The following is a 19,492-nucleotide window of genomic DNA, read 5'->3' on the forward strand; positions in this document are numbered from 1 at the left end:
GTGGTTGGACAGCCGCACGTACGGCGGCCTGACCCGAACCTAGGTGTCGCTGCCGCCGTCAGCCTGCCCGTACTACGCCCGTACCGGCTTTCGTTAGCTGGGTGGGGTTTGGAGGGCTTTGAGGAGCGCGGTGCCGTCGGGGGTGCCTAGCCCGGTGCACGCGTCCCAGCCCGGCGCTGCCTGGTATGCGCCGTTGCTTCCACTCGTGATGTCGCGGAAGCCCGGCTGTACGGCGCCCGGGCGGACGCCCTGGTACAGCTGGGTGTGTACCAGGCCCAGGCTTCGCCCGGTGCCCTGGGCGAGGCGGGTCAGCAGGGCGGCCCACAGCGGGGCGACGGCGCTGGTGCCTCCGACCACGATGCGCTGGCCGTCGACGAGGACGTTGTAGCCGGTTGCGGGATCGGCGTTGCCCGCCACGTCAGGCACGCCTCGTCCGGTGCCACCGCCGGCCGCCGTGGGTACTCCGGCGGTGGTCTGGAAGGCCGGCAGCGGGAATGTGTCGCTGACGCCGCCGCCGGTGGCACCACCGCCCGAGGTGTTCCAGACCGTCTCGGAGGTGATCGTGGGTGGGACACCCTCGAGGCGCGTACCGCCGCACGCGAGGGCGTGTGGGCTCGAGGCGGGGAAGTCCACGTGCTGTGCGCCGTCGGTCTGGCCGTCGGTACTGCCGTTGTCGCCGCTGGCCGCGCACACGGTCACGCCGAGCGCCGCGGCGTCGGCGAATGCCTGGTCCATCGCCGTCCGTGCCTGCGCCGTCCACTGGTCCTCGGACTGTCCCCAGCTGATGCTGACCACGGTCGGCGTCGGGGTGGCGTGCACCGCGGTGGTGACCGCGTCGAGGAAGCCCTGATCGGTGTTGGGCGCGAAGTAGACCAGCTGCTTGGCGCCCGGGGCGAGCGCCCCTGCGACCTCGATGTCGAGCAGCACCTCACCGTCGGCGGAGTTCGGGTCGCCGGTCGGGGCGTTCTTGCCGCCGTCGACCTCGACCGCGCTCACCTGGGGAGCCGGGATCTTCAAGCCGGCGAAGTAGGTGCTGAGTTCGGCCGGCTTGAACCCGCCGCCGAGCTCGATGATCGCGATCGTCTGTCCGGTCCCGTCGGTCTGGGCCGGGAAGTTGTAGAGGGCGCCGACCTGGTCCGGAGTGAACGCCTGCGCCGCCGCCGGAGCCGCATGCAGCCGGAACTGGGCGCGCGCCTGCGGGCGGTTGTCGAGACCGAGTACGGCGACGACGATCCCGTCGAGTTCGGCGGGCACCGACACCGCACCGGCACGGACGCGGAGGTCCACCGCGCTGTCTCGGCTGCGTACGACGGACAGTTCGGTGCCGAAGACCTCCGTCATTGCGGACGCGGGTCCCCGCACGGTCGCCCGCCGGGCACCGACGTGCGTGCCGACGACGGTCAGCCCCGCCCCGGTGAGCACTTCGTCCACCCGGGCGAGGTCGTCGTCGCGAGCTCCGAACCGCCGGGCGAACTCCTCCGCGGTCACGGTTCCGGGTCCGGTGACGAGGGCTTCGTCCAGCTCGGTACGACGACGCAGTACGAGCGTGACCGAAATCGAACTGTCGGGAGAGACCGGGCCGACTGTCTCGGCATCGGTGTACGCGCTTCGGGAGCTTCCGGGAAGGGGGATGTTCGACACGCGATACATGATGAACCACAAAAGGAGCTGCTAAACCACCGAATGTGCTTATGTCACTACGCTCAGCATTCTCTCAGCGAAGGTTGGCTGTTGCTGCCTTCAGGTCGTTGAGGGCGGCCAGTGCGTGCGGGGCAAGGTCTGAGTCGTCGTCTGTTGCCGTCCAGGATTCGTAGCCCTGTTTGAAGGCCAGAACGCCCAATTCCGCGGCTAGGTGGGCGACTGGGGTTGGTACCCCTCTTGCCTGGAGAGCTGCGGTCATGGCGCTCGCCAGGCCGACGGTTTTGAGGGCGTCACGTTCCTGGAGTTCGGTGCTTGCGGCGATTGCTGCCTTCAGTCGAGGCCCCAGTTCGCGGTTCACGGGACCCATGAAGCCCGAGGCTTTGGTGAGGCCTGCGGCTACTGCTTCCAAGGGTGTGGCTTCTTCTGAGGCCTCGGTGATTCCTTCGGACAAAAGGCGGCTCAGGACGTCTTGGCCGGCGACCAGGAGTTCTCGTTTGTCCGGGAAGTGGCGGAAGAAGGTGCTTTTGGTGACGCCGGCGCGCTCGGCGATCTGGGCGACCGTGGTGGCGTCGTAGCCGTGTTCGGCGAACAGGTCCACGGCGGCGAGGACCAGCCGTTCGCGGGCTCCGGGTTGCCATCTCGCCATACAGGCAAGTGTAGGTGATGGGACCTTTGTCCCGTCGGTGCTACCGTGATGGGACAAAGGTCTCATCACGGAGGAGTGTCCTATGAAGGTGTTCGTCACCGGCGGTACCGGGCTGATCGGGTCCGCGGTCGTCCGGGAGTTGCTCAGCAGTGGGCATGACGTCGTCGGGCTGGCGCGGTCCGAGGGGTCGGCGGCGGCGTTGCGGGAGGCCGGCGCCGGGGCGGTCCGGGGTGGGCTCGGCGACCTGGGCGTCGTACGGGCCGGTGCCGCGAGGGCCGACGGGGTGATTCATCTTGCCTTTAGCAACGATTTCAGCAGTCCGGAGGCGCTCGCCGCAGGGGTTGCCGAGGAAGGGGCCGCGCTGCAGGCCCTTGGGGACGAGCTGGTGGGGAGTGGGCGACCTCTCGTGACGGTGTCCGGTACGCCGTGGGTCGCGGGGCGCGCGTCCACCGAGGAGGATCCCGTGCCCACGGAAGGCCCGGTCGGCGGTCGCGGGCGTTCTGTCATGGCGGCTTTGGCGTTGGCGGAACGTGGGGTGCGGAGCGCTGCCGTACGGATGCCGCGGACTGTGCACAACCAGGGTGGCGGCGGATTCGCCGGCCTGCTCACGCAGATCGCCCGGCAGTCGGGGGTGTCGGGGTATCCGGGGGACGGGTCGCAGCGGTGGCCCGCGGTGCACGCGTTGGATGCGGCGGTGCTGTTCCGGTTGGTACTGGAGAATGCGCCGGCGGGTACGGCGTGGCACGCGGTCGACGACGAGGGGGACGCCGTACGCGATATCGCTGCCGTTATCGGCAGGCGTCTCGGCCTACCGGTGCAGCCGGTGCCCGAGGAGACGTACGGACCGCTCGGCCCGATCTTCGCGGCCGATCAGCCGTCCTCGAGTGCCCATACCCGTCAGGCGCTGAACTGGCGTCCGCAGCACCCGAAGCTGCTCGAGGACCTGGAGAACATCACGGCCTGATGCCGGACATGACCAGGCTGATGATGCTGTCCACCTGCTCCCTGCTGACCGGGGCGGTGTGCAGGAGCATCCGGTAGTACAGGGGGGCGTAGAGGAGTTCGACGACCGCGGCCAGGTCCACGTCGGCGCGGAGCTCTCCCGCCTGCTGGGCCTTGGCCAGGCGCTCGACACACAGCTGGACGCGCGGCCTGATCAGCGTGTCGAGGAGTGCGGCAGAAATCGCCTGATCGGTCTGGGCGGCGACGATCAGGCCTCTGCCGTAGGCGCCGAACATCTGGTCCGTGAACAGGCGGACCAACTCGTACATCTGGCTGCGGAGGTCCGCGAGCAGGTCGCCCGTGTCGGGGAAGTCGAGGCTTCGATCGGCCCGTTCGGTGATCGCCTCGAGCAGGATCGCGGCCTTCGACGGCCACCAGCGGTAGATCGTCTGCTTACCGACCCCGGCGCTCTTCGCGATGCCTTCCATGGTCAGGCCCGCGTACGTCTGCGTGCTGCACAGCTCCAGCGCGGCATCCAGGATCGCGCGCCGCGCGCGCTCGTTGCGGCGGTCGGGGTTCGGGGTCGTCGCCATACAGCCGGAGTCTACACAAGACGAGACGTTGTGTCTTGACAGTGATCCCGACGAGACCTACCGTCTCGTGATGAGACGAGACGTCTCGTCAACCGTCATTGCCAGGAAGGGAACGACCCGTGTCCGAAGCCTCGGTACGCCGCTACGCCGGCCTGTTCGGGATGATCGCCAGCGCTTTGATCGTGGTGCAGGTGCCGCTGTACTTCCTCTACTCCGGCGCCCCGCCGGACTGGAACATCCTGACCCGCAGCCTGATCGGGATCGTGGGCTGCGTCTTCTACATCCTGTTCTTCACCGGCCTGCGGCAACTGATCCATCAGGTCGACCTGGCGTCGGACTGGATCGCCGGCGTGATCCAGGCCGCCGGCCTGCTGTGGGTGGCGATGGTGTTCGTGCCGCAGTCGATGGAGGCCGGTGCCGCCATCTCGGTCGACCACGACATCGACACCACGCGCGAGGGGCCGTTCGCGGCTGCGCAGTACTTGATGCAGGGCCTGATCTCGCGCCTGCTGATGGCGCTGTTCCTGATCGCCCTCGGGATCGCCGTCACCCGCCTCCGGCTGCTGCCGAGGTGGGTCGGATGGTCCGCGTTCGTGCTCGCCGCGATCAACCTCGCGTTCGTCCCGGCGATCTACTCCAATGACGACCCGTCGAACTTCTACGCCGTCCAGGGCTGGGGCACGACGGCCAGCATGGGTGCGCTGTGGAGCATCTGGACGCTGGCCTTGAGTGTCAGTGTGTTCCGAAGCGCCCGCCGTGCCACTGCCGGTCCCGCCTCAAGGCATGTCGGCAGTCCTGCCACAGCCTCCTGACCGTTCGCCATGGTCGCCCGGAACGACCTGCGGCTGACGCTCGGCGTCCCCGCAGGCGGGCCGGGCGGCGGGAGTAGATCGGAAACGCCGCAGCTAATCTTGACTCATTCCAGAAAACGCGGAAGACTGCGGAACGTGCCGACGGTGGATGAGCTCCAGGGGTTGTTGCGTGGGGTCTCGCTGCGGGTGACGCGGCCGCGGCTGGCGGTGCTGGCCGCGGTGTACGGGAACCCGCATGCGGACACGGACTCCATTATCGGTGCCGTGCGCAACGAATTGCCCCAGACGTCGCACCAGGCCGTGTACGACTCGCTGCAGACGCTGACCGCGGCGGGCCTGGTGCGCCGGATCCAGCCGTTGGGATCGGTGGCGCGGTACGAGTCACGGGTCGGCGACAACCATCACCACGTCGTCTGCCGGTCGTGCGGTGCGATCGCCGACGTCGACTGTGCGGTCGGGCATGCGCCCTGCCTGACCGCGTCCGACGACCACGGGTTCGTCATCGACGAGGCCGAGGTCATCTATTGGGGCCGGTGCGCGGACTGCGCCCGGCTTACCTGAGCTCGAAGTGTGAAAACGTCCAGTCCTGGAAGGAATCCGATGTCCGAGAACCATGAGCCACTGCCCGGCGAGGCCTCCACGGAGAGCCGCGGCGCCGAGACCGGTGGCTGCCCGGTGAACCACGGTCAGGGCGTGCACCCGACCAGCGGGAACGCCAACCGTGAATGGTGGCCGAACCAGCTGAACCTGAAGATCCTGGCCAAGAACCCGGCCGTCGCGAACCCGCTCGGCGGGGAGTTCGACTACGCCGCCGAGTTCAAGACCCTGGACCTGGCCGCGGTCAAGGCCGACATCGCCGAGGTCCTGACCACCTCGCAGGACTGGTGGCCGGCCGACTTCGGGAACTACGGCCCGCTGATGATCCGGATGGCCTGGCACAGCGCCGGTACGTACCGGATCCACGACGGCCGCGGTGGCGCGGGCGCCGGTCAGCAGCGGTTCGCGCCGCTGAACAGCTGGCCGGACAACGGCAACCTGGACAAGGCCCGCCGGCTGCTCTGGCCGGTGAAGAAGAAGTACGGCCAGAAGCTGTCCTGGGCCGACCTGCTGATCCTCACCGGCAACGTCGCGCTGGAGACGATGGGCTTCAAGACCTTCGGGTACGCCGGTGGTCGCGAGGACGTGTGGGAGCCGGAGACCGACGTGTACTGGGGTCCGGAGACGACCTGGCTCGGCGACGAGCGGTACTCCGGTGACCGCGACCTGCAGCGCCCGCTCGGTGCGGTCCAGATGGGCCTCATCTACGTGAACCCGGAAGGCCCGAACGGCAACCCGGACCCGATCGCGGCGGCCCGCGACATCCGCGAGACCTTCGCCCGGATGGCGATGAACGACGAGGAGACCGTCGCGCTGATCGCCGGCGGCCACACGTTCGGCAAGACCCACGGTGCCGGCCCGGCCGAGAACGTCGGCGCGGAGCCCGAGGGCGCGCCGATCGAGCAGATGGGCCTCGGCTGGAAGAGCACGTACAACACCGGCAAGGGCAAGGACGCGATCACCAGCGGCCTCGAGGTCACCTGGACCACCAAGCCGACCCAGTGGACGAACGACTTCTTCGAGATCCTGTTCGGCCACGAGTGGGAGCTGTCGGCCAGCCCGGCCGGCGCCAACCAGTGGGTGGCGAAGAACGCCGAGGCGGTCATCCCGGACGCGCACGGCGGCCCGAACAAGCTGCCGACGATGCTGACCACCGACCTGTCGCTGCGCTTCGACCCGATCTACGAGCCGATCTCGCGCCGGTTCAAGGACAACCCGGAGGAGTTCGCGGACGCGTTCGCGCGCGCCTGGTTCAAGCTGACGCACCGCGACATGGGCCCGATCCAGCGGTACCTCGGCTCCGAGGTTCCGAGCGAGGTGCTGATCTGGCAGGACCCGGTACCGGCCGTCGACCACGAGTTGGTGTCGGACGCGGACGTGACCGCGCTGAAGGCCGCGATCGCCGCGTCCGGGCTGACCGTGTCGCAGCTGGTCTCGACCGCGTGGGCGTCGGCGTCGACGTTCCGCGGCAGTGACAAGCGCGGTGGCGCCAACGGTGCCCGCATCCGCCTGCAGCCGCAGAGCGGATGGGAGGTCAACAACCCGGACGAGCTCGCCCAGGTACTGCGTACCCTCGAGGGCATCCAGCAGTCCTTCGGCAAGCCGGTCTCGCTCGCCGACCTGATCGTGCTGGCCGGTGGCGTCGGCGTGGAGATCGCGGCGAAGAACGCCGGCGTCGACATCGTCGTACCGTTCACCCCCGGCCGCACGGACGCGACCGCGGAGCAGACGGACGCCGACTCGTTCGCCGCGCTCGAGCCGGTGGCCGACGGCTTCCGGAACTACTACGGCAAGGGCAACAAGCTCCCGGCCGAGTACCTGCTGCTCGACCGCGCGAACCTGCTCACGCTGAGCGCCCCCGAGCTGACCGTCCTGGTCGGCGGCCTCCGGGTCCTCGGCACCAACTACGACGGCTCCAAGCACGGCGTACTGACCGACAACCCCGGCACGCTGACGAACGACTACTACCTCAACCTGCTGGACCTCGGCACCGAGTGGCACGCCACCGACGACGGCCAGGAGACCTTCGAGGCCACCGTCGACGGCAAGGTCAAGTGGACCGGCACCCGCGCCGACCTCGTCTTCGGCTCGAACTCCGAACTCCGCGCCCTCGCCGAGGTCTACGCCAGCGACGACGCGAAGCAGAAGTTCGTCACCGAGTTCGTCGCCGCCTGGCACAAGGTGATGGAACTCGACCGCTTCGACCTCCACCGCTGACCCACCGAAACCGGCTCTCCCACCCAAGGGAGAGCCGGTTTCGTACGCCCGGCCACAGCGCGTGACGAGGGTAGGCTGGCGGGGTTTGGACACCGGCGGAAGGGGTCTGTCATGCGGTTTCATCAGGATCGGGAGCCGGCGGGTGACCTGACGTTCAGTGATGTGTTTCTGGTGCCCAATCGGTCGGCGGTGGCGTCGCGGCTGGACGTGGATCTGTCGACGGCGGACGGGACCGGGGCGTCGATCCCGGTGGTTGCGGCGAACATGACCGCGGTGTCCGGGCGCCGGATGGCCGAGACGATCGCGCGCTGCGGCGGGCTGGCGGTGATCCCGCAGGACATCCCGGTGGACGTGGTCGCCGAGGTCGTTGCCTGGATCAAGCAACGGGACCCGGTGCACGACACCGCGCTGACGCTGGCGCCGACCGGGACCGTCGGCGAGGCGCTGAACCTGCTGCCGAAGCGGAACCACGGTGCGGTGGTCGTCGTCGACCAGGGCCGGCCGGTCGGGGTGGTGACCGAGGCGGACTGCTCCGGTGTGGATCGGTTCACGCAGCTGGACGCGGTGATGTCCCGTGAGCTGCTGACCTTGCCGCAGGGCACGGACCCGGAGGCGGCGTTCGACCAGCTGCACGACGGGCGGCACCGGCTCGCACCTGTTGTCGACGGCAACGGTCAGATCGTCGGCATCCTGACCCGCCAGCGCGCCCTCCGCGCGACCCTGTACGACCCCGCACTCGATGCCAACGGCAAGCTTCGGGTGGCGGCGGCGATCGGGATGAACGGCGACGCCGAGCAGAAGGCGAAAGCCCTGCTGGACGTGGGAGTCGACACGCTGGTGCTCGACACCGCGCACGGTCACCAGGAGCGGATGCTCGAGGTCGTCGAACGGGTCCGCGCGCTCGGGCCCGACGTACCGATCGTGGCCGGCAACGTGGTGACGGCCGAGGGTGTGACCGACCTGGTGAACGCGGGCGCCGACATCGTCAAGGTCGGCGTCGGACCGGGCGCGATGTGCACCACCCGGATGCAGACCGCGGTCGGCCGGCCGCAGTTCTCCGCGGTCCTCGAATGCGCGACCCGGGCCCGGGAGCTCGGCAAGCACGTCTGGGCCGACGGCGGCGTCCGGTACCCGCGCGACGTCGCGCTGGCGCTCGCGGCTGGCGCGTCCAGCGTGATGATCGGGTCCTGGTTCGCCGGTACGTACGAGTCGCCCGGCGACCCGCACCGGGACAGTCAGGGCCGGATCTACAAGGAGAGCTTCGGGATGGCGTCGGCGCGCGCGGTGAAGTCCCGGACCGCCGAGGACTCGCCGTTCCAGCGGGCCCGGAAGAGCATCTTCGAGGAAGGCATCTCGACCGCCCGGATGTACCTGGACCCGGAGCGTCCGAGTGTCGAGGACCTGCTGGACTCGATCGTCTCCGGCATCCGCAGCTCCTGCACGTACGTCGGCGCCGCGAACCTGACCGAGTTCCAGGAGCGCGCCGTGGTCGGCCTGCAGACCGCCGCCGGGTACGCCGAGGGCAAGCCGCTGGACACCAGCTGGGGGTGAGCTCCTCACCCCGCGGGTGAGACCGGGCTCCGGCAAGTTCATGCCCAGGGCGATGGTCACGCACGGCGATCGGTGGCACTGTGTAGCCAACAGGGGGAGGAAGGGCACCGGGGGCGCACACAGTGCGGTGTCCTGCTCATGGGCGCGGATGGTGGCGACATCGTCCGCGCCCGCAGCAAACACATGCTTGATCAGCAGCGGGGTACAGCGGGATCATCGAAGCATCGAGACCGCAACGGTTGTGGGGAGCCGGCTCCGTGGATGGGGACAGGATCGCCCCGCTGCGGGTTGATGCGGAGACCGCGATCATCCTGCGTGAGGCGTACCACAAGATCGAGACGTTGTTCCGGTCCGACCACTACGGCCTGTACGACTACGTCCGGGTGGTGGCCGGGAAGGTGGCGCCTGTCGACGCGTTCTTCGTCGGTCTCCTGCAGGGCACCCACCGGGTCCGGTACCCGTACGGCTACCTCGACGGCCGGTACGTCGACCCGGCGACGCACAACTTCGGCCCGAACGGGCAGACCGCCTGGCTGCTCGAGCACCGGCGGACGTACCGGTTCGCGGACGACCGCGGGTCCGCGGCGCGGGCCGGCGTACCGGTCGGGGATCCGCGGCGTCGGCCTGCCGACGTGGTCACGGTCCCGATCTTCCGGCCGGCCAAGAACGGGCCCGACCAGCTGCTCGGCATGCTCTCGATGCAGAGCTACACGGCCAAGGCGTACGACGACAACGCGGTGCGTGCGTTCGAGTGGCTGTGCGAGGTGGTGGAGCGGGTGCTGACCCGCGAGGGCGAGGACCGGGACGCATTGCGCCGGCTGCCCGCGGGCGACGACGGCCCGACCACGCTGACCTCCGACCACGTGATGGAGTACCTGACGCACCGGGTCGCGTCGATCCGCGAGATTGCCGCCGAGGCGCTGGCCGAGACCGAGGTGAGCTCCGCCGTCCAGGCGCACCTGGAGCGGATCGTCGACGTCACCAAGCACATCCAGTCCGAGATGATCGAGATGCTGATGGACGCCGACGAGGCTCCCGAACGCCGGTTCACCGGGCTCACCAAGGCACAGCAGGGTGTCGCGCTGCTGCTCGCGGACGGCCTCGACAACGACCAGCTCGCGGCCGAGCTGGGAATCAGCCTGAACACGGTCAAGACCCACCTGAGCGCGATTCTCCGGAAGTACGAACTCCGGTCCCGCGCCCAGGTCGCCGAGGACGTCCGCCGCTATCTGGCCCGCTAGTACGACCGGGCGACGTACGCCGTCAGGTCCGGCTCGTTGTCCTCCACCGGGAGCGAGCCGTCCGCGCGTTGCAGGCAACGGACCGTGATGCCGGACGCGGCCAGCTGGTCCTCGCCGGCTTCGCCGACCGCGTCGTACGGGATGCTCGCCCAGCCGGACGCGGCCGCTTCGACGGCCTCGTCGATCGTGCTGACCGGGGTGATGCGCGCGGTCTGGCGGGCGGTTGCCTCCGCCAGCAGGTGGGCCTGGTCGTCGGCCAGGGCTGCCACCACGGTCGGCGTCAGCTCGGTCAGCGCGACGGCGGACTTGGTCGAGCGCAACCGGCGTACGACGGTGGCGACGCCGGCGGCCAGGTCGCGCGGGCCGACCTCGACCCGGACCGGGACGCCCTTCAGCTCCCAGTTCACCGCGCGCCGCCCGAACGGCTGGTCCGCGCGGTCGTCGACGGTCACCCGCACACCGGCCGCGGTCAGCTCGTCCGCGATCGTCCGCGCGGCGCCGATCGCCTCGTCCTTGACCGCGAGGACGACGACCTGCACCGGCGCGACCGCGGGCGGGACCCGGAGGCCGTTGTCGTCGCCGTGCACCATGATCAGGCCGCCGACCAGCCGCGTCGTACTGCCCCACGAGGTCGTCCAGGCGAGCTCACGACGGCCCTCGCCGGACAGGTAGCCGATGTCGAACGCGCGGGCGAAGTTCTGCCCGAGCTCGTGCGACGTCCCCATCTGCAACGCCTTGCCGTCGCCGGTCATCGCCTCGAGCGTCATCGTGTTCACGGCCCCGGCGAACCGCTCGCGGCGCGTCTTCCGGCCGGCGACGACCGGGATCGCGAGTACGTCGACCATGATGTCGCGGTAGACGTCGTACAGGATCTTCGTCGCGTAGGCGCGGGCGTCCTCGGCCGAGGCGTGCGCCGTATGGCCTTCCTGCCAAAGGAATTCGGTGGTGCGCAGGAACAAGCGGGGACGCAGCTCCCAGCGGACGACGTTCGCCCACTGGTTCAGCAGCAGCGGGAGATCGCGGTAGCTCTGGATCCACTTCGCCATGTACTCGCCGATCACGGTCTCCGACGTCGGCCGGATCACCGCGGGCTCCTCGAGCTGCTTCCCGCCGGCGTGCGTCACCACGGCGAGCTCGGGGCTGAACCCCTCGACGTGCTCGGCCTCGCGCTGCAGGTAGCTCTCCGGGATCAGCAGCGGGAAGTACGCGTTCGCCGCGCCGGTCGCCTTGATCCGCCGATTCATTGCCTCCTGCAACAGTTCCCAGATCGCGTACCCGTACGGTCGTACCACCATCGTCCCCCGCACCGGGCCGTTCTCGGCGAGCTCGGCTTTGGCGATCACATCCTGGAACCAACGGGGGAAGTCCGTGGCCTGCGCGGCAAGCACGGATCGGGTAGCTGTCATGACGGTCAGTGTAGGAAGGGCCCACGACCCGGTGCCACGCATTTCTCAGCCGGCAAAGTTCATGCGGGAGTGCCCGGCCGTTCACCACCGGGCCGAAAAGTTGGCGCGTACCCGCTCGGACTTGGAGGATTCAGTGAGAGTACGTCGTGCGCCCGCGATCACCGCGTGCCTGGCCCTGCTCGGCCTCGCGGTCGGCGTCCCGAACGCCGCCGCGGACCGGGGCCCGGACCCGTACACGTTCGCCGTGATCGGCGACATCCCCTACGGCCCGGCGCAGATCGCCCGGTTCCCGAAGGTGGTCGACCAGATCAACGCCGACAAGCCGGTCAAGCTGGTCACCCACCTCGGCGACATCAAGGACGGCTCGTCGGTCTGCAGCGACGAGTACTTCGCCCAGGTGAAGACGCAGTTCGACCGGTTCGCGGACCCGCTGGTCTACACCGTCGGCGACAACGAGTGGACCGACTGCCACCGTGCGAACAACGGCGGCTACAACCCGCTCGAGCGGCTGGCCAAGATCCGCCAGGTGTTCTTCCCGCAGCCCGGCCGGACCCTCGGGCAGCATCCGGCGAAGGTCGACAGCCAGGTCGCGCAGGGCATCCCGGAAGACGTCCGGTTCAGCCGCGCCGACGTTGCGTTCGCGGCCCTGCACATCGTTGGCAGCAACAACAGTATGGCGCCGTGGACCGGCAAGACCGCGGCGACGCCGGAGCAGACCGCCGAGGTACTGAACCGGACGTCGGCGGTCATGCAGAGCATCCACGACACGTTCGCGCAGGCGCGGGCCGACCGCGACAAGGCCGTCGTACTGCTGACCCAGGCCGACATGTTCGACCCGACCGTCGCGAACCCGTCGTACGCCGACTACTACGCGTTCCAGCCGATCGTGCAGCAGATCGCCCGCGAGTCGGCGAACTTCCGCGGGCCGGTGTACCTGTTCAACGGCGACAGCCACGTCTACAACAGCGACAAGCCGCTGGCGGCGAACTCGGCGTGGACCAAGTTCTACGGTGTGACGACGCCGGCCGGGAACCTGTCGCGGATCACCGTCGACGGTTCGACCGGCGACAACGACTACCTGCGGGTGACGATCGACCCGCGCAACCCGGCCGTCCTGAGCTGGACCCGGGTGCCGTTCACGTCCTGACGGCAACGCAAAGGGCGCCCGGGAGAACCCGGGCGCCCTTCGTCATGATCAGAGCGCGGCGAGCGCCTCGTTCCAGGTCTTGGACGGGCGCATGATCGCGGCCGCCTTCGCCGGGTCCGGCTGGTAGTAGCCGCCGAGGTCGGCCGGGCTGCCCTGGACCGCGAGCAGCTCGTCGACGATGGTCTGCTCGTTCGCGGCCAGCGTCTCGGCCAGCGGCGCGAACGCCTTGGCCAGCTCGGCGTCGTCGGTCTGCTTGGCCAGCTCCTGCGCCCAGTACAGCGACAGGTAGAAGTGGCTGCCGCGGTTGTCGATGCCGCCGACGCGACGGGTCGGGGACTTGTCCTCGTTCAGGAACGTCGCCGTCGCCCGGTCGAGGGTGTCGGCCAGGATCTGCGCCCGCGCGTTGCCGGTCGACTGGGCCAGGTGCTCGAAGCTCGCGGCCAGCGCGAAGAACTCGCCCAGGCTGTCCCAGCGCAGGTAGTTCTCCTTGACCAGCTGCTGCACGTGCTTCGGCGCCGAGCCGCCGGCACCGGTCTCGAACAGGCCGCCGCCGGCCATCAGCGGCACGATCGACAGCATCTTCGCGCTGGTGCCCAGCTCGAGGATCGGGAACAGGTCGGTCAGGTAGTCCCGCAGCACGTTGCCGGTCACCGAGATCGTGTTCTCGCCGCGGCGGATCCGCTCCAGCGACAGCTTGATCGCATCCACCGGCGCCAGGATCTTGAGGTCCAGGCCCTCGGTGTCGTGCTCCGGCAGGTACTCCTTCACCTTCGCGATGATCTGCGCGTCGTGGGCGCGGGTCTCGTCCAGCCAGAACACCGCCGGGTCGCCGGTCGCCCGGGCCCGGGTGACGGCCAGCTTCACCCAGTCGCGGATCGGCGCGTCCTTGGTCTGGCAGGCGCGGAAGATGTCACCCGGCTCGACGGCCTGCTCCAGGACGACGTTCCCGGCGGCGTCGACCAGCCGGACGGTGCCGGCGGCGCCGATCTCGAAGGTCTTGTCGTGCGAGCCGTACTCCTCGGCCTTCTGCGCCATCAGGCCGACGTTCGGCACCGAGCCCATGGTGGCCGGGTCGAACGCGCCGTGCGCGCGGCAGTCGTCGAGGACCGCCTGGTAGATGCCCGAGTAGCTGCTGTCCGGGAGCACCGCGAGCGTGTCGTGCTCCTCGCCGTCCGGCCCCCACATGTGGCCGGACGTCCGGATCATGGCCGGCATCGACGCGTCCACGATCACGTCCGACGGGACGTGCAGGTTCGTGATGCCCTTGTCCGAGTCGACCATCGCCAGCGCCGGGCCGGCGGCCAGCTCGGCGTCGAACGAGGCCTTGATCGCGGCGCCGTCCGGCAGGTCGGCCAGGCCGTTCAGGATCGAGCCGAGGCCGTTGTTCGGCGACAGGCCCGCCTGCGCCAGCGTCTCGCCGTACTGCTCGAAGGTCTTCGGGAAGAACGCGCGGACCGCGTGGCCGAAGATGATCGGGTCGGAGACCTTCATCATCGTGGCCTTCAGGTGGACCGACAGCAGTACGTCGTCGCCCTTGGCGCGGGCGACCTGCGCGGTGAGGAACTCGCGGAGCGCGGCGACGTGCAGGACCGAGGCGTCGACGACCTCACCGGCCAGCACCGGTACCGACTCGCGGAGCACGGTGGTCGTACCGTCGGCGGCGGCCAGCTCGATCCGGAGCGCGCCGTCGGCCGCGATCACCGCGGACTTCTCGGTGCTCCGGAAGTCGTCGGCGGCCATGGTCGCGACGTTCGTCCTGGAGTCGGCGGTCCAGGCGCCCATCCGGTGCGGGTGGGTCTTCGCGTAGTTCTTCACCGAGGCGGGGGCGCGGCGGTCCGAGTTGCCCTCGCGGAGCACCGGGTTCACCGCGGAGCCCTTGACCTTGTCGTAGCGGGCCTGGATCTCCCGCTCCGCGTCGGTCTTCGGCTCGTCCGGGTACTCCGGCAGCGCGTAGCCCTGGGACTGCAGCTCGGCGATCGCGGCCTTCAGCTGCGGGACCGAGGCGGACACGTTCGGCAGCTTGATGATGTTCGCGGCCGGCGTCTTGGCCAGCTCGCCGAGCTCGTGCAGCGCGTCCGCGATCCGCTGGTCCTCCTTCAGCTGCTCCGGGAACACCGCCAGGATCCGGCCCGCGAGTGAGATGTCCCGGGTCTCCACGCCGACACCGGCCTGGCCGGCGTACGCCTGGACGACAGGGAGGAACGAGTACGTGGCGAGCGCCGGAGCCTCGTCGGTGTGGGTGTAGATGATCGTCGAGTCAGTCACGGGCCCCACCTTATCCGGCGGACGGCGGACACCGGCGTGGGACGGATCACTCCAGATCGTCGGGGTGCGCGAGCGTGATTCCGGCCGCGACGGTGACCGCGCTGGTGAACGCGAGGGTGTCGATCGGGGACGCCGCGGCGACCGTCGAGCCGGCCAGCGAGGCGAGGCCCTTGGCGCCCTCCCAGGTGCAGTCGACGAACACCGCCTTGGCCGCCTTGACCTGGGAGAACTCGCCGCCGGACAGGTCGCAGCCGCGGAACACGGCGCCGGTCAGGTCGGCGGAGACGAAATCCGCGCTCTGCAGCCGGCAGTCGGTGAACTCCGCCTTCTGGAACTTCGCGAACCGGAACGAGGCGAAGTCCAGCACCGTGTCGCGGACCGTCACGTGCTGCAGGTTCGCGCCCGGGCCGGCGAAACCGATCATCCGGGAGCCGGTGATCGCGACCCGGGTGAGCGCCGCGTCCGCCCAGCGGGAGTTGGCGAGGTCACACTGGGTCAGCTCGGTGTCGACCAGGATCAGCTTCTCCAGCTCGGACCCGGCCAGCTTGCAGCGCGCCAGCCGGCATCCGCCGATCTCGACGTGCTCGGCCTCGACGTCGCTCAGGTCCACGTCGGCCAGCTCGAGGTCGAGCAGCCGCTCCTCGTCGTCGACCTCCTCGGGCGCGGCGGAGTCCAACTGGGCACGGAGGCGAGGCGCGGCGATCTTCACGGAACCGACCGTAGCCCGCCCCACCGACACTCCCCGGCGATGGGGTTGCCCCCTCGCCTGGGGGGTTGCCCCCTCGGATTTTGAGCGGGCAACCCCCCAGGTGGACGGGCGCCCGCCCAACTGGAGGGTTGTGCGAACGGGGCGGCGGGGTGGGGGGTCGGGCGGGGTGCGTGGGGCCGCGGGATGGGAGTGGTCAGGGGGTGCGGAGGTAGTGGGCGGCGGCGCCGATCAGGGCGGAGCGTTCGGTGTCCTGGGTGGCGGAGGCCGGGAAGGTGAGGGACGACCGGATCAGGTCGAAGGCGCCCGCGATCGATCCGCCCAGGACCGTTCGGGTGACTCCGAAGCGTTCCAGCCAGGGGGAGAGGGCGCGGTCCAGATCGGTGAAGCAGGCCTGGAGTACGTCGAGCGCGGCGGTGTCGCCGGCCCGCGCCTGGTCGGCGATCTCCTTGACGCCCGGCGCTTCCTTGCCGGTGCTCTCGGCGTACCGGCGCAGGATCGCGCGCGCGGAGATCGCGTCCTCCAACGGCTTCCCGTCGTACGTCGTCTTGTACAGCTCGCCGCCCGGCGGGACCGTGTCGCCCTCGAGCAGCACCCGGCCGTCGGCGAGGAACGCCGTACCGATGCCGGTGCCGATCGTGACGCCGACGCAGCGCCCGGCACCGCGGACCTCGCCCGCCGTCCACTCGCCGACCGCGAACGCCTCCGCGTCGTTCATGAACAGCAGCCGCTCGACCCCCAGTTCGTTGCCCAGGGCAGCGCCCAGGTCGAACCCGTACAGCTGGTCGAACTTTCCCTGGTCGCGGTACCAGGCGACCCCGGTGGCGAAGTCGAACGGCCCCGGCAGCGCCACCGCCAGACCGTTTGCCAGCGGCAACTTCCGCGCCGCGTCCGCCAGCTGACCGACCACCACTCCGGCCGCCGCCTGGGACTCCAGCGCGGCCCGATCCACCTCGGTCACCCGCCACGTGTCCGGCGCCACTACGGCCGCCGTCACATGACTTCCCCCGATCTCCAGCACTGCAACGTCCATCCGGACATCATCGCAGCAGCTCAGTACAGCTCCCGGAACACCTGCTTGCCCGAGGCGTCGAACATGGTGATGTACACCGGGTCCCTGTTGCCGTTGACGATGTTCCCGGTATAGATCCGGTGCGCCCAGTAGCCGTCCTTGATCGTCGCGTCCGCATGCTGCCCGAGTCCCGAGAACGCGATCCGGGTGACTCCCTCCGGCACCCGGCCCACATAGCTGTAGACGACGCCACGGCAGTTGAACGCGTCGCTCCGGTCGACCTTCTCGTTACCGCACGCCATGCTCCAGTACCGCTGGATCTGGTCCTGCCGGGTGACGATGCCCGTGTTCACCAGGGCCGCGCCGAACCCGCCCACAGGCTTCCCCTGGATCGGGACGCCGGCCACGCAATACGCGTACTGCGTGCCGTCCGGCGACCGGCGGACCGTCACCGCGCCGTCCGCGTCCGTCACCTCCAGGACCTTGTCGGTCCACGTCCGCACGACCTTCGCGCGCCACGGGTCGTCGTTGGCGGTCCGGAAGAAGTCGTCGGACTTCGCGCACAGGTCCGTGACCGCGACCGGACGCGTGACGGTCGGCGTGACCGCGGGTTGCGGTTCGCTGCGGGTGATCCGGAGCGGCCCGGTCAGCAGTACGGCGACCATCGCGCAGGCGGCGGCCGCGGCCGCGCCCAGCACGACCCGGCGTACGCGGGTCCGATGCCGGCCGGCTGCGACGAGTTCGCCGACGTCCGGCGTGAATGGCTCGCGGCGGTCGGTGGCCTGGTCCATCAGGGTCTTCAGGTCGGTCATGCCTTGGCTCCGATCAGTTCGGAGAGATCTGCCAGCGCCGGATGCGCGCGCAGTTTCTCCAGTGCGCGCAGGGTCTGGCTCTTCACGGTTCCGGGACGGCAGCCCAGGGCGGTCGCGGTCTCCTCGACGGACAGTTCGTCGAAGTACCGGAGGACGACGCAGGCCCGCTGCCGGGCCGGGAGCTCGGCGAGGGCGGCGGTGATCACCATCCGGCTCTCGACCACTCCGAGGGCGTCGGCGTCGGGCTCGTTGGCGAAGTGTTCGTTGCTCGTGACGACCTCCTGGCTGGACTTGCGCCGGAGGCCGTCGAGGGTGGTCGACACCACGACCTTGCGGGCGTACGCGGCGATCCGGCCCTTGTGCTGGATCCGGCCCCACACCCGGTACAGCCGGATCAGCGCCTCCTGGGTCGCGTCCTCGGCCCGGCGCCAGTCTCCGCACAGTAGGTAAGCGGTACGGCACAGAGAGTTCGCATGATGGGTCACGAACTCGGCGTAGTCCTGTTCCGTCTGTGCCTTCACCTGTATTGCTCCCTGGTCATGCCGGGTCCAACGTGCTGAGTCCCCCGGCAGGTTGCACGTGGACCGGGGGAACGTGGGCGTGCTGTTGTCCGTAGAGTGACACGAGCGAGGGGGTCGAATGGCGACCGAGAGCAGGACCACGTCCGCGGTCGCGGCGCTGAGCGTCGTGGTGGCGGTGTTCGGTCATGTCCTGGTCGGGGGTGGCGGCGTGCCGCTCGGGGTGCTTCCTCCGCTCGCGGCGTTGGCGGGGGTCTGCTGGCTGCTCGGTGAGTACCTGGCGGGGGAGCGGCTGCTGACAGGCCTCGTGCTGGCGGGCGTCCAGCTCTTCGTGCACGTCACGCTGGACTCGGCGACGATGCACCACATGATGTCGATCACCGGCAGTCTGGTGATGACCGCGACCCACCTGGGCGCCCTGCTCGCCGGCGTCCTCACGATCAGCCGGGCGCACCGCTGGCTCCAGCGGGTACGGCGGGTCTTCGCGCGGCTGCTCCCGGAGCTGCCGGTCCTGCGTCCCGTCCGGCTCGTCCGCGCGACGGCCGGCGTCTTCGCGTCCTGGACGCCGATCGGGTCGCCCCTCGGCACCAGCATCTCCGGACGCGGGCCTCCCGGCGTACGAGTGACTTCAGCTGTCTGAACCGGCGCTCGCGCCGGATTACTCGTATGCCCAGAGATAGGCCCTGAAAGGTTTCTCATGCCCAAGAGATATGTCCTGCGCGCTGCCGCGATCGTCGCGGCGTCCGCGCTGGTGGTGATCGGCGCCGCGACCTCCGCGTCGGCGCACGTCACGGTGTCGTCGCCGGATGCCAAGCCGGGCGGCTACGGCAAGATCGTGTTCCGGGTGCCGACCGAGTCGGACAACACCAGTACGACGAAGCTTGTCGTCACGCTGCCGAAGGACCACCCGTTCGCGTCGGTCGGCGCGCAGGTGATGCCCGGCTGGAAGGTGCAGAAGACGGAGGAGAAGCTGCCGGCGCCGGTGAAGGTCGGCGACGTGACGCTGACGAAGGCGATCACCACGGTCACCTGGACCGCCACCGCGGGCGGGATCCCGCCGAACGACTTCGACGAGTTCGCGCTGTCGGTCGGGAAACTGCCGGAAGGGGTGGACTCGCTGAGCTTCCCCGCCGTGCAGACGTACAGCGACGGTGAGGTGGTGAAGTGGACCGATCCGATGAAGGACGGCGCTGCCGAGCCCGAGCACCCGGCGCCGACGCTCAAGCTGACGGCCGCGGTCACCCCGGTCGCGGCGACCACCTCGTCGGAGGGGACGTCCGACACCCTGGCCCGGTGGCTCGGCGGTGGCGGCCTGCTGGTCGGGCTGCTCGGCGTGGCGTTCGGGCTGCGGCCGCGACGGGTCGCCGCGGAGACCGGGAAGTAGCC

At 69.7% G+C, this 19,492-nt stretch carries 18 protein-coding genes; 9 read left to right on the plus strand and 9 right to left on the minus strand.

Annotation, left to right across the window (positions count from 1 at the left end; genetic code table 11):
• Positions 1-93: 93 nt before the first annotated feature.
• A complete protein-coding gene (locus ACXJJ3_RS29890; protein ID WP_458165175.1) occupies positions 94-1,641 on the minus strand; it encodes a S53 family peptidase in 1,548 nt (515 codons plus the stop codon).
• A 73-nt stretch (positions 1,642-1,714) separates the two neighbouring features.
• The gene (locus ACXJJ3_RS29895) at positions 1,715-2,287 is read right to left on the minus strand and encodes a TetR/AcrR family transcriptional regulator (RefSeq protein ID WP_458165176.1); all 573 of its coding nucleotides are present in this window, start codon (positions 2,285-2,287) and stop codon (positions 1,715-1,717) included.
• 82 nt (positions 2,288-2,369) lie between these two features.
• Here ACXJJ3_RS29895 and ACXJJ3_RS29900 point away from each other — a divergent pair, with 82 nt between their 5' ends.
• Positions 2,370-3,251 carry an SDR family oxidoreductase gene (locus tag ACXJJ3_RS29900; protein ID WP_458165177.1) on the plus strand — a complete coding sequence of 294 codons (882 nt, stop codon included), beginning with the start codon at positions 2,370-2,372 and terminating at the stop codon, positions 3,249-3,251.
• Here ACXJJ3_RS29900 and ACXJJ3_RS29905 read toward each other — a convergent pair.
• Entirely contained in the window at positions 3,241-3,822 is a 582-nt protein-coding gene (locus ACXJJ3_RS29905; protein ID WP_458165178.1) for a TetR/AcrR family transcriptional regulator, read from the minus strand. The genes ACXJJ3_RS29900 and ACXJJ3_RS29905 overlap by 11 nt on opposite strands.
• 119 nt (positions 3,823-3,941) lie before the next feature.
• On the opposite strand from ACXJJ3_RS29905, the gene ACXJJ3_RS29910 reads away from it, so the two are divergent.
• The 5 genes from ACXJJ3_RS29910 (at position 3,942) to ACXJJ3_RS29930 (ending at position 10,240) form a co-directional block, all read left to right on the plus strand.
• Complete coding sequence (locus tag ACXJJ3_RS29910) at positions 3,942-4,634, plus strand: hypothetical protein (RefSeq protein WP_458165179.1); 693 nt, start codon at positions 3,942-3,944, stop codon at positions 4,632-4,634.
• 144 nt (positions 4,635-4,778) lie between these two features.
• Entirely contained in the window at positions 4,779-5,195 is a 417-nt protein-coding gene (locus tag ACXJJ3_RS29915) for a Fur family transcriptional regulator (RefSeq protein WP_458165180.1), read from the plus strand.
• A 39-nt stretch (positions 5,196-5,234) separates the two neighbouring features.
• Entirely contained in the window at positions 5,235-7,448 is a 2,214-nt protein-coding gene (katG, locus tag ACXJJ3_RS29920) for a catalase/peroxidase HPI (protein ID WP_458165181.1), read from the plus strand.
• Positions 7,449-7,559: 111 nt separating this feature from the next.
• The gene (locus tag ACXJJ3_RS29925; RefSeq protein WP_458165182.1) at positions 7,560-8,999 is read left to right on the plus strand and encodes a GuaB1 family IMP dehydrogenase-related protein; all 1,440 of its coding nucleotides are present in this window, start codon (positions 7,560-7,562) and stop codon (positions 8,997-8,999) included.
• Between the two features lie 257 nt (positions 9,000-9,256).
• Complete coding sequence (locus ACXJJ3_RS29930; protein ID WP_458165183.1) at positions 9,257-10,240, plus strand: LuxR C-terminal-related transcriptional regulator; 984 nt, start codon at positions 9,257-9,259, stop codon at positions 10,238-10,240.
• On the opposite strand, the gene proS is transcribed toward ACXJJ3_RS29930, so the two are convergent.
• Positions 10,237-11,646 carry a proline--tRNA ligase gene (gene proS / locus ACXJJ3_RS29935; protein ID WP_458165184.1) on the minus strand — a complete coding sequence of 470 codons (1,410 nt, stop codon included), beginning with the start codon at positions 11,644-11,646 and terminating at the stop codon, positions 10,237-10,239. The two genes, ACXJJ3_RS29930 and proS, sit on opposite strands and share 4 nt — an antisense overlap.
• A 133-nt stretch (positions 11,647-11,779) precedes the next feature.
• On the opposite strand from proS, the gene ACXJJ3_RS29940 reads away from it, so the two are divergent.
• The gene (locus ACXJJ3_RS29940; protein WP_458165185.1) at positions 11,780-12,793 is read left to right on the plus strand and encodes a metallophosphoesterase; all 1,014 of its coding nucleotides are present in this window, start codon (positions 11,780-11,782) and stop codon (positions 12,791-12,793) included.
• Between the two features lie 48 nt (positions 12,794-12,841).
• Here ACXJJ3_RS29940 and ACXJJ3_RS29945 read toward each other — a convergent pair whose 3' ends face one another.
• The 5 genes from ACXJJ3_RS29945 to ACXJJ3_RS29965 form a co-directional block, all read right to left on the minus strand.
• Positions 12,842-15,058, minus strand: a complete 2,217-nt coding sequence (locus ACXJJ3_RS29945) for an NADP-dependent isocitrate dehydrogenase (protein WP_458165186.1) — start codon at positions 15,056-15,058, stop codon at positions 12,842-12,844.
• 46 nt (positions 15,059-15,104) lie between these two features.
• Entirely contained in the window at positions 15,105-15,767 is a 663-nt protein-coding gene (locus ACXJJ3_RS29950) for a pentapeptide repeat-containing protein (RefSeq protein ID WP_458165187.1), read from the minus strand.
• 193 nt (positions 15,768-15,960) lie between these two features.
• Positions 15,961-16,797, minus strand: a complete 837-nt coding sequence (locus ACXJJ3_RS29955; protein ID WP_458165188.1) for an ROK family protein — start codon at positions 16,795-16,797, stop codon at positions 15,961-15,963.
• 20 nt (positions 16,798-16,817) lie between these two features.
• On the minus strand, positions 16,818-17,588 hold the full coding sequence (locus tag ACXJJ3_RS29960; protein ID WP_458165189.1) for a hypothetical protein: 771 nt from the start codon (positions 17,586-17,588) through the stop codon (positions 16,818-16,820).
• Positions 17,585-18,109: a SigE family RNA polymerase sigma factor gene (locus ACXJJ3_RS29965; protein ID WP_458165190.1), complete on the minus strand. Its 525-nt coding sequence runs from the start codon at positions 18,107-18,109 to the stop codon at positions 17,585-17,587. Before ACXJJ3_RS29965 ends, ACXJJ3_RS29960 begins: the two co-directional genes overlap by 4 nt.
• A 118-nt stretch (positions 18,110-18,227) precedes the next feature.
• Here ACXJJ3_RS29965 and ACXJJ3_RS29970 point away from each other — a divergent pair, with 118 nt between their 5' ends.
• Together ACXJJ3_RS29970 and ACXJJ3_RS29975 are read left to right on the plus strand one after the other, a co-directional pair.
• Entirely contained in the window at positions 18,228-18,746 is a 519-nt protein-coding gene (locus tag ACXJJ3_RS29970) for a hypothetical protein (protein ID WP_458165191.1), read from the plus strand.
• A 57-nt stretch (positions 18,747-18,803) separates the two neighbouring features.
• Positions 18,804-19,490, plus strand: a complete 687-nt coding sequence (locus tag ACXJJ3_RS29975; protein ID WP_458165192.1) for a YcnI family copper-binding membrane protein — start codon at positions 18,804-18,806, stop codon at positions 19,488-19,490.
• Positions 19,491-19,492: the final 2 nt, after the last annotated feature.

The organism is Kribbella sp. WER1, assembly GCF_054189145.1.

What these genes read in the sequence shown, in the direction of transcription:
- ACXJJ3_RS29895 (WP_458165176.1), bottom strand. Translation starts at nt 2,287, where the DNA reads ATGGCGAGATGGCAACCCGGAGCCCGCGAACGGCTGGTCCTCGCCGCC.
- ACXJJ3_RS29900 (WP_458165177.1), top strand. Translation starts at nt 2,370, where the DNA reads ATGAAGGTGTTCGTCACCGGCGGTACCGGGCTGATCGGGTCCGCGGTC.
- ACXJJ3_RS29905 (WP_458165178.1), bottom strand. Translation starts at nt 3,822, where the DNA reads ATGGCGACGACCCCGAACCCCGACCGCCGCAACGAGCGCGCGCGGCGC.
- katG (WP_458165181.1), top strand. Translation starts at nt 5,235, where the DNA reads ATGTCCGAGAACCATGAGCCACTGCCCGGCGAGGCCTCCACGGAGAGC.
- ACXJJ3_RS29925 (WP_458165182.1), top strand. Translation starts at nt 7,560, where the DNA reads ATGCGGTTTCATCAGGATCGGGAGCCGGCGGGTGACCTGACGTTCAGT.
- proS (WP_458165184.1), bottom strand. Translation starts at nt 11,646, where the DNA reads ATGACAGCTACCCGATCCGTGCTTGCCGCGCAGGCCACGGACTTCCCC.
- ACXJJ3_RS29955 (WP_458165188.1), bottom strand. Translation starts at nt 16,797, where the DNA reads ATGGACGTTGCAGTGCTGGAGATCGGGGGAAGTCATGTGACGGCGGCC.
- ACXJJ3_RS29960 (WP_458165189.1), bottom strand. Translation starts at nt 17,588, where the DNA reads ATGACCGACCTGAAGACCCTGATGGACCAGGCCACCGACCGCCGCGAG.
- ACXJJ3_RS29970 (WP_458165191.1), top strand. Translation starts at nt 18,228, where the DNA reads ATGGCGACCGAGAGCAGGACCACGTCCGCGGTCGCGGCGCTGAGCGTC.
- ACXJJ3_RS29975 (WP_458165192.1), top strand. Translation starts at nt 18,804, where the DNA reads ATGCCCAAGAGATATGTCCTGCGCGCTGCCGCGATCGTCGCGGCGTCC.